The sequence below is a fragment of the Helicobacter equorum genome (genome assembly GCF_900198655.1).
Lineage (GTDB): Bacteria > Campylobacterota > Campylobacteria > Campylobacterales > Helicobacteraceae > Helicobacter_F > Helicobacter_F equorum.
This window is the reverse complement of record NZ_FZPO01000039.1, coordinates 1-8,718: the sequence shown is the minus strand read 5'-3', so window position 1 is coordinate 8,718 and position 8,718 is coordinate 1. Positions and strand designations below refer to the sequence as shown.

The window sequence follows — 8,718 nt, the reverse complement described above, 5'->3', positions numbered from 1 at the left end:
GCATTTGCAGATGTGCTATGGCGTCTTTGAAGACATGTGAATATCAATGTATGTAGGTGCAGTGAATCTGGTTGCATGGCATGTGCTTTTTGTCTCTTTCGCCGAAAGATTGAAAAGAGTACTTTTCAATCTTTTTTCTATACATAATATAAATTACACAAAGCCTATGTTTAAAATGTGTATTTAGTGCTATAATGCCAACTTTTTATTATCATTTGGAGCAACCTTTGGCAATTGATATTACTCTCATCACTAGCGCATTTATAGGGTTTTTACTAAGCCTGTGTGTATGTCTTGGCATTATTAAAGTTTCTGCTCGTTTGCATTTTTTTGTAGATTCTGCAACATCAGATAAACCCCAAAGATTCCATACCGATAATACTTCTCGCGCTGGTGGACTTGGGATTTTTGTAGCCTTTTTATGTGCTTGCACTATATTTTTTGGCTTTGATAAACCCATTATAGGGCTTTTATTTGGAAGTTTGATTATTTTTTTAAGTGGCTTAGCAGAAGATTTTAGCTCCGCACTAAGTCCAAAGCTTCGGTTGCTTTTGCAATGTTTTGGAGCATTTTTGGCGTGTTATACAATGCACGCTTACATTAGTGATTTATCACTCGGATTTGTATTGCCGTATGTTGCTGGTATGCTTTTTAGTATTTTTGCACTTGTAGGCGTCACAAATGCTACCAACATCATTGATGGATTTAATGGCTTGGCAAGTGGTGTGTGTGTCTTGATTTTTGGTGCTGTTGCGATTGTGGCATACAGAGTGCAAGATTGGGATATTTTTCACCTTGCTATCTTAATCATACCAGCTATCTTGGGGTTTTTTGTGTTAAATTTTCCGCGTGGAAGAATTTTTTTGGGAGATGGTGGTGCGTATTTTCTAGGATTTTTAGCAGGATTTTTACTCATCTCCCTGACACAAAACCAATCAAATGGCGTAAGTGCGTGGTTTGGATTAAGCCTTATGATATATCCAGTATGGGAAGTACTCTTTTCAATCTTTCGTAAAAAGGTAAAAAGAGGTTTATCACCTATGCAACCAGATGGTGTGCATTTTCATATGCTTATTTATAAGCGTTTTGCTAAGAGTAATGCTAAAACTTCGGTATGGATTTTGGCATTATATACGCCTTTTGTGATTTTAAGTGTGGTTTTTGCTCACCAAAGTTTTGTGCTTATACTGCTTAGCTTTGTGTTTGTTGTGTTGTATCAAATGTTTTATAGGCGTCTTGTGGTATTTAGATTCTAAATGAGGCGTTTTGGGAGGGTTTGTAAAAATTCTTCTATATTGAATTTTGCGCGGTGGTTTTGCGTAAAGATATGCACCATCACACTTCCTAAATCCGCAATAATCCAATCTTCACTCTCTTCATCAGTGGCATAAAATTCTACACCCTTGGCTTTGAGCGTAGTTTTTAGGTGATCAAGGAGGGCAAAAGAATGTTTGCCCACCATAGCAGTAGCTATTACGACATAATCTACAAGGTATTCTTTATCACTTGCATCGATACACACGACATTTTCTGCTTTTTTGTCTTCTAAAATTTGTATAATTTCTTGGGCAAGGTTTTGCAAAAACGCTCCTTTGAGTAATATGCGGGTATTATAACAAATGTTTTTGTAAGAAGTCTTTGAGAGTAGGGACTAAAAACGATGGAATTTGTCCAAAAGCTTCATGGGCACAATCCTTTTTGGCAAATTGTTTTTTAATGTGTGTTGAAGAGATTGCAGAGCAAAAAGGGATAAAATGTGCCTCTAAATCTGTAAGACCTAAACCTTGTGTGAGGGAATTAAAGCTTTTAAGATCGTGATTTCCTCTATCAAAAACAAGCAAAGAAAGCATACTTGATAGGATTGTATAATCTTTCCATAGATGAAATTGTGCATAATTATCCCATCCAAGCACAAATCCAAGCCGTGCAGAATCTCCAAGTGTATTTCGCAAGAATCGCACAGATTCAATACTATATGTAGGCTTTGATTGCATAATCTCAAAATCACATGCAGTAATGTGTGCTTGTGGATAGCATCTAGAAAGATAGGCACTTGTCATTTCACACATTATCAGGCGTTCTTTTGGGCTTAATAAAAATTCTTTTTTAAACGGCGAACAAAATGTGGGCAAAAGGATAAGTTGCTCTGCATGAAGTGTCTGTAACACATAGCGCATAATGTCAAGATGTCCGTTATGGAGTGGATCAAAGCTTCCACCAAATATGACGCTATGTGGCGTTGTCATTTTGCCCACCATACATATGGATCAAATCCATAGAGTGGCTGTGTGTCGGGCATAGCAATTGTATCATTCCAATACGCTATGCGATAGCCTTTTGCATGAAAGTGTGGAATCATATAAAAGCCCCAGAGCAAGATTCTATCAAGTGCCTTGCCATAGGCGATTTTTTCTTTAGAATCTTTGGCTTTGATGAGTTGTTCTATGAGAAAATCTATATTACTATCATCAATCCGTGCGTAATTTCGCCCCCCAGAATTATTTGCCGCTTCACTTCCCCAATAAAATCTCTGTTCATTTCCGGGATTTAAGCTCTGTCCTACAAGTCCAATCACCATATCATAATCAAAATTGCGCAAGCGGTTGGTGTATTGTGTGTCATCGACTTTGGCAAGTGTGGCTTGTATGCCTAGTTTTTGGAGGTTTTGGATAAATGGGAGACAAATGCGCTCAAATCCCTCATAATTTATCATAATCTCAAAACGCAGTGGCATATCATCTGTATCCACAAGTACGCCATTTTTGAATCTAAAGCCCGCTTGGGCTAAGAGTGAGGCGGCATATTTGAGATTCTCGCGTTTATCTTGCGCAAAAATTGCGGCATTATCGATATGTGTGATACCTCGCCAATCTTTCCAACCAGATTCGATACGTGGCGGGAGTTTGTGATCTGTGCGAGGAATGAGATATTTTTGGGTGAGGATTCTAGAATCCGTGAGAGGGAGCTTTTGAAGAATGCGTTTTTCTTCTCCCATAGGAATTCCGCTAGAAGCAAAGATTGAATTATCAAAAATATTAATGGTGCGCTCATATTGTCCAAAAAAGAGGTTTTGGTTGCTCCACTCAAAATCAAAGGCATAAAAAATTGCTTCGCGCACGAGCACATTAGCAAATACCTGCCTTTTGGTATTGAAAAAAAATCCTTGCAAAGTGCTTGGGAGATTGTTTGGTATCACTATTTTTTGAAGCGCTTGTTTAGGGGTATTATAGTCTTTTGCCCAGACTTTTGCACTAGATTCTATACGCCAATTATACGCTCCAGCCATAAAGGCTTGTTGGGCTACAACAGGATCTTTGTAGTATTCTATTTCAAGATTCTCAAAGTTGAAAAAACCCTTTCTTGTAGGGTGATTTTTAGCCCAATAATTTGGGTTGGCTTTTAAAATGATTTTGCGTCCTAGATCATAAGAATCTACGACATAAGGACCACTTCCTATCGGCAAATCTAAGGGGTTTTGCCCAAAGGTGTTGCCTTGTTGTGTTACAAAGATATGTTTTGGTAAGATAGGGAGTTGTGAGAGAATAAGAGGAAGTTCGGTATTTTTGTTGGTTTTAAAATAAAATCGCACTTTGTGAGAATCTAATACTTCCACACGCTCCACATCAGCGTAGTAGCGACGATATTCGATTTTGCCAAGCGTCATTAATGTCTCAAAGCTAAATTTCACATCTTCCGCACTTATACGGATTCCATCGCTAAAGGTTGCCTTTGGATTGATATGACATTCTAAAAAAAATCCCTTTGGATCCAGGATGAATTCTTGTGCAATAAGTCCATATTCTGTCGCACTCTCATCAAGGCTTCCCACGCCAAGCGTTTCATACACAAGAGCAAGGATACTTTGAGCAGCATTGCCTTTTTGGACAAAAGGATTTAGTGAATCAAAAGTGCCAAGTTCAAAACTTTTGAGCGTACCACCTTTTGGTGCGTTGGGATTAACGTAGTCAAAATGGCTAAAATCTCTAGGATATTTTGGTGTGCCAAAAAGTGCTATTGCGTGTGCGCCAAAGATTTCTGCAAAGCATAGGCAAAAAATAAGTAAAACGTGTAAGGGTTTTGTCATGTATCATCCTAAAGAGCTAAGAGTATGCTTTTGGATTGTATCTTTTCTTTGCTTAAAGACACAAGCAAGAGTGGTGTAGTATAATGGCGCGAAATTTTAAAGGACTAGAGATGTTATTATATATTCACATACCATTTTGTGCGAGTAAATGCGGATATTGTGCGTTTAATTCTGTGGTAGATTCCAAAGATATATATCCTATGTATATACAAGCACTTTGTGAAGATATTCGCATATCGCTAGAACGTTATATGCCTTATGGAAAGTTGCAGAGTGTTTTTATCGGTGGAGGGACACCAAATATTTTACCGGCACATTATTATGATGATATTTTTGCAAGTTTTTGGGCATATACAAGTAGGGATTGTGAAATCAGTGTAGAATCTAATGTTAATCTCATCACCACTGCTTGGTGCAAAGCTCTCTATAATCTTGGTGCAAATCGCATAAGCGTAGGTGTGCAAAGCTTTAATCCTAAGAAACTTGTATTTTTGGAGCGTGATCATACTATTAAGGATATTGTAGGTGCGTTTGAATCCATTCAAAAATCGGGGTTTAGTAATATTAATTGCGATATGATGTATGACACGCCATTAGATTCTCACTCTAGTCTTCAACAAGAATTTGAAAACCTCAAAAACCTGCCATTGACACATGTTTCGGCGTATTCTTTGAGTATTGATGCAGATTCACGCTTTGAGGGTAGGGAGCATGTGCTACCAAAAGAAAGTTTGAGCTATGAAGTGCGCGAGATTCTTGATCATCTTGGTTTTAGTCAATATGAAGTATCAAATTATGCAAAAAATGGTGCATATTGTCGCCATAATATGGGATATTGGGAGTTAAAGGAATACATAGGATGTGGCGCGGGGGCATTTGGGCGAGTTGGCAAAATACGGACCATGGCACACAAAAATATAAAAAATTATATTGCTAATCCGCATTATCGCTTAGAAGAAAGACTAAGTGATGCAGATTTGAGCTTAGAGGCTATTATGCTTGGATTTAGGTGCAAAAGTGGCGTGGCATATGAGCTTGTAAAATCTCATCACAATCTCGCTTTGCTTTTAGATTCTCACAAAATCCACAAAGTCTCTCGTATGGATATGCAAGGCAGACAATGTCAATATATTATCGCAGATGATATGCTTTTGGCTGATGAGTTGGCGATGTGGCTAAGTTAGGCGTTGTTGTTTTGGGTAGTGTATAATGCACTTTAAGGTATGTGAAAATATTAAGATTAATTCTTTCAAGGATATGGGTTTATGCAAAACACACAAGAAAAACAGAAACGATATCGGCCAAATGTCGCAGCAGTGATACTTTCATCAAAATATCCAAATGAATGTGAATTTTTTATCGCCCAACGCAATGACATAAAGGGTGCATGGCAGTTTCCACAAGGTGGGATTGATGGGAGTGAGAATCCAAGAGAAGCGCTTTTTCGAGAGTTGGGTGAAGAGATAGGCACAAGTGAGGTAGAAATCATCGCAGAATGTCCACAATGGGTAAAGTATGATTTTCCAGAGACTATTAGCAAAAAAATGTATCCATTTGATGGACAGATTCAGAAATATTTCTTGGTGCGATTAAAATCAGGTGCCAAAATCAATCTTATGACCCACACTCCGGAATTTGATGCGTATAAATTTGTTACCTATAAGGAGATTTTTGAGTATGTTACGCATTTTAAGAAACGTGTTTATAAAAATATTTTAGGATACTTTAAGGATGAAGGATTTCTTTAAGAGCGATTATGAAGTATTTTTCCATATTAGGTGAATTCTGAATGAAAATAGCATATAAAATTGTGTTTTGTGTGTGTTGCGTGAGTGTATTTGTATCCGCACAAACACTACAAGAATCTAGACAAATTTCATCACGATCCCTTAGTATGGTAGATTCTGTGCATATGATGAGTGTTGATGAATTTTTGGAGCGTATAGAGCAAAATTCTATAATGCTTGCCAAATCTCAAGCATATGTAAAATCACTAATTTATGAGGGTAAAGCGGCACGGGCATGGAATAGTCCATATGCTGATGTAAGTTCTATGCAGGTGCGTTCTCCAAGTGGTGGTAATGAGCTAGAAACAGAAGCATATTTTATGCTAGCACCGCGCTTACCTTGGGTTAGTAGTATATTGCGCCAAATGTATGAAACACGCTACATACGAGCCCAAAAAAACTATGAGCTTACCAAACGACTTAGTGTGATTAGCATTAAGAGGTTGTATCTGGATTATCTTGCACAAAAAGAGCAATTTAAGGTTTATGAGGATAGGTTATCGAATGCCAAAGAGCAATTAGATATAGCAAAAGTTCGCTTTGATGCAGGAAGAATCTCACGATCGCAGTATTTGTTCTTTCGTAGCGATTTCTTGAGTGTGCAGGTGATGTATGAAAACTCCAAAAAGAATCTAACCAATACTCTTAATGCCATAAAAGTTGGCCTTGGGATTGTGGATGGTAGCATAGATATTGAAGTGAGTGGATTAATTTTTAGTTACATTACGCTTAGTGATGCGGACATAGAATCTAAACTTCAAGATTCGCTTTATTTAGAAATTGTGGCGCTTGATATTGCAGATTATGCCAATAGTGCGAAATTTGCCTCAAGAAGTCGCTTTGATTCTGTAGAAATTGGTGCAGGTGCTAATATTGCAGAATCTAACACAGGCGCAGCTTTTAAAGTAAAAATCCCTCTCCCATTGACTACCAAATATGGCAATCAAAAAGCAATGTATTTGGCACTCCAAAGTGGTTCTGTGCGAGAGAGTGAGATTTTGAAAAATACTCTGCAAAGCAATGCACACTCATATCTTAAACAACTTGAAATGAAAAAAAATGCTATCAGCGTAGCACAGGCAGATGAGGAAAACAAGAAAAATCTTACAGAAATTAGCAAGGTTGGGTATGAGGCTGGAAAAACAAGTGTTTTTGAATATTTGCTAGTCAAAAATAATTATTTAGATTCTATGATAGCGACTATCGAAGCAAAGCGCGATTATAACAATACCTTGGCTATGTTAGAAGAGAGTTTAGCACAGGCGCTCATTTTAGAGAATCTTAATAAAGAGTAAGGAGAAGGTATGCGAAAAATTGCTCTCATATGTGGTTTGTGTGCTTGTCTATGGGGCTATGATGAGATCATAATAAACGAAAATGAAATGAAAATCAATGGTATAAAACTCATACATGTAGGCACTAAGGACTTTGACACGCGTGGCATACCTTTTAACGCCGTGATTGATTTTGATGATAAAACTTCTGTGGCGCAGAGTTCAAGCTTTGAAACCGTGGTGGTTAGTATCTATAAGCGTGAAGGGGAGCGTGTAGAAAAAGGTGATTTAATCTGTGATATTAGCTCCAATGAGCTTAGCACACTCTTTTTTGACTTTACCAACACACGGGAACGGCTTAAAATTGCATCAGAAAATGAAAAAAAAGACAAAATGCTTTATGAAAGTGGTGTGATTTCGCGCCGTGAATATCAATTAAGCTACCTTATAATGAATGAATTAAAACTCAAATACAACGAAACATTTGCAAAACTTGACTTATTGGGTGTTAGTCGATCATTTATGGAGGGTGGGAAGCAGGGGCGCTATGGTTTTCCTATCGTAGCTAGAGCATCTGGAGTGCTTTCGGTAGCTCCAAGACAAATAGGGCAAAAAATCAACGCCTTTACACCCTATGTGAGAATCTCCCTCAAAGACAATAGTTTTTTAGGGCGTATTCGCATACCCGCACATCTTGCGCACACGGTTGAAAAAGGCGATGTGCTTTTGGATCAGTCTGGAAAAAATATCGGCTATATTGATACAATCTCGGTAGCTATTGATAGAGATACAAACACAATTTTGGCGGTAGCAAAAATCACTGCCAAAGAATACAAAGTCGGCGAAATGGTTGAGGTGTATATCGGTGGCAATTTACCCCAAAATAGTATGCTTATTCCCTCATCATCAGTGCTAAAGATTGATAATGATTATGTTGTTTTTGTGAGAACTAAAAATGGCTTTTTGCCAACCAAAGTCAATGTAACCGAAGAGCGTGATAATAGTTTTGGGATTGCTAAGGGTGTGCTTAAGCCAAATATGCAGATTGCCACAGGATCTATTATTATCCTGCAAGGTATGCTAAGCGGACTTGGATCAGGTGACGAAAATGCTAACTAGCATTATTGAATTTTCACTCCGACAGCGCTTAATGGTGATCATTTGCGCATGCGGACTTTTGTTTTTTGGGGCATATAGTTTTTTGACTGTGCCAATTGATGCGTTCCCTGATATTTCCTCTACACAAGTTAAGGTGATTTTGAAAGCACCAGGTATGGCACCAGAAGAAGTGGAAAATAGGGTGGTGCGACCTTTGGAGTTAGAGCTTTTGGGTTTGCCAAATCAAAAGAGTTTGCGTTCTCTCTCAAAATATGGTTTAGCAGATATTACCATTGATTTTAATGATGGGACGGATATTTATCTTGCACGCAATATGGTGAATGAAAAGCTTACAATGACTATGGCAGATCTTCCAGCAGAGGTAAGCGGTGGTTTAGCCCCCATTGTTACACCACTTAGTGATATGTTTATGTTTACCATTGAAGGTGATATAAGCGAGGTAGAAAAGCGCTCC

9 protein-coding genes are annotated in these 8,718 nt (G+C 38.0%); 6 read left to right on the top strand and 3 right to left on the bottom strand.

What is annotated here, in order from left to right; translation table 11 throughout:
• Positions 1-227 precede the first annotated feature (227 nt).
• Positions 228-1,256, top strand: coding sequence for a glycosyltransferase family 4 protein (locus C6H22_RS06490; protein ID WP_233707075.1), 1,029 nt, complete (start codon positions 228-230; stop codon positions 1,254-1,256).
• On the opposite strand, the gene rsfS is transcribed toward C6H22_RS06490, so the two are convergent.
• From rsfS to C6H22_RS06475, 3 genes are read right to left on the bottom strand one after another with little or no spacing between them, the layout of a single operon-like run.
• Positions 1,253-1,582, bottom strand: coding sequence for a ribosome silencing factor (gene rsfS / locus C6H22_RS06485; RefSeq protein WP_104694512.1), 330 nt, complete (start codon positions 1,580-1,582; stop codon positions 1,253-1,255). The two genes, C6H22_RS06490 and rsfS, sit on opposite strands and share 4 nt — an antisense overlap.
• A 28-nt stretch (positions 1,583-1,610) precedes the next feature.
• A complete protein-coding gene (locus C6H22_RS06480; protein ID WP_158654652.1) occupies positions 1,611-2,246 on the bottom strand; it encodes a nicotinate-nicotinamide nucleotide adenylyltransferase in 636 nt (211 codons plus the stop codon).
• Positions 2,243-4,084 carry an extracellular solute-binding protein gene (locus tag C6H22_RS06475; RefSeq protein ID WP_104694510.1) on the bottom strand — a complete coding sequence of 614 codons (1,842 nt, stop codon included), beginning with the start codon at positions 4,082-4,084 and terminating at the stop codon, positions 2,243-2,245. Before C6H22_RS06475 ends, C6H22_RS06480 begins: the two co-directional genes overlap by 4 nt.
• 110 nt (positions 4,085-4,194) lie before the next feature.
• On the opposite strand from C6H22_RS06475, the gene hemW reads away from it, so the two are divergent.
• From hemW to C6H22_RS06450, 5 genes are all read left to right on the top strand, one after another.
• Complete coding sequence (gene hemW / locus C6H22_RS06470; RefSeq protein WP_158654651.1) at positions 4,195-5,268, top strand: radical SAM family heme chaperone HemW; 1,074 nt, start codon at positions 4,195-4,197, stop codon at positions 5,266-5,268.
• Between the two features lie 81 nt (positions 5,269-5,349).
• A complete protein-coding gene (locus C6H22_RS06465) occupies positions 5,350-5,832 on the top strand; it encodes an RNA pyrophosphohydrolase (RefSeq protein ID WP_104694508.1) in 483 nt (160 codons plus the stop codon).
• Positions 5,833-5,873: 41 nt separating this feature from the next.
• Positions 5,874-7,166 carry a TolC family protein gene (locus C6H22_RS06460; RefSeq protein ID WP_104694507.1) on the top strand — a complete coding sequence of 431 codons (1,293 nt, stop codon included), beginning with the start codon at positions 5,874-5,876 and terminating at the stop codon, positions 7,164-7,166.
• Between the two features lie 9 nt (positions 7,167-7,175).
• Positions 7,176-8,264: an efflux RND transporter periplasmic adaptor subunit gene (locus C6H22_RS06455; RefSeq protein ID WP_104694506.1), complete on the top strand. Its 1,089-nt coding sequence runs from the start codon at positions 7,176-7,178 to the stop codon at positions 8,262-8,264.
• The coding region (locus C6H22_RS06450) for an efflux RND transporter permease subunit (protein ID WP_199769813.1) at positions 8,254-8,718 on the top strand (465 nt) is incomplete at its 3' end. The genes C6H22_RS06455 and C6H22_RS06450, both read left to right, overlap by 11 nt.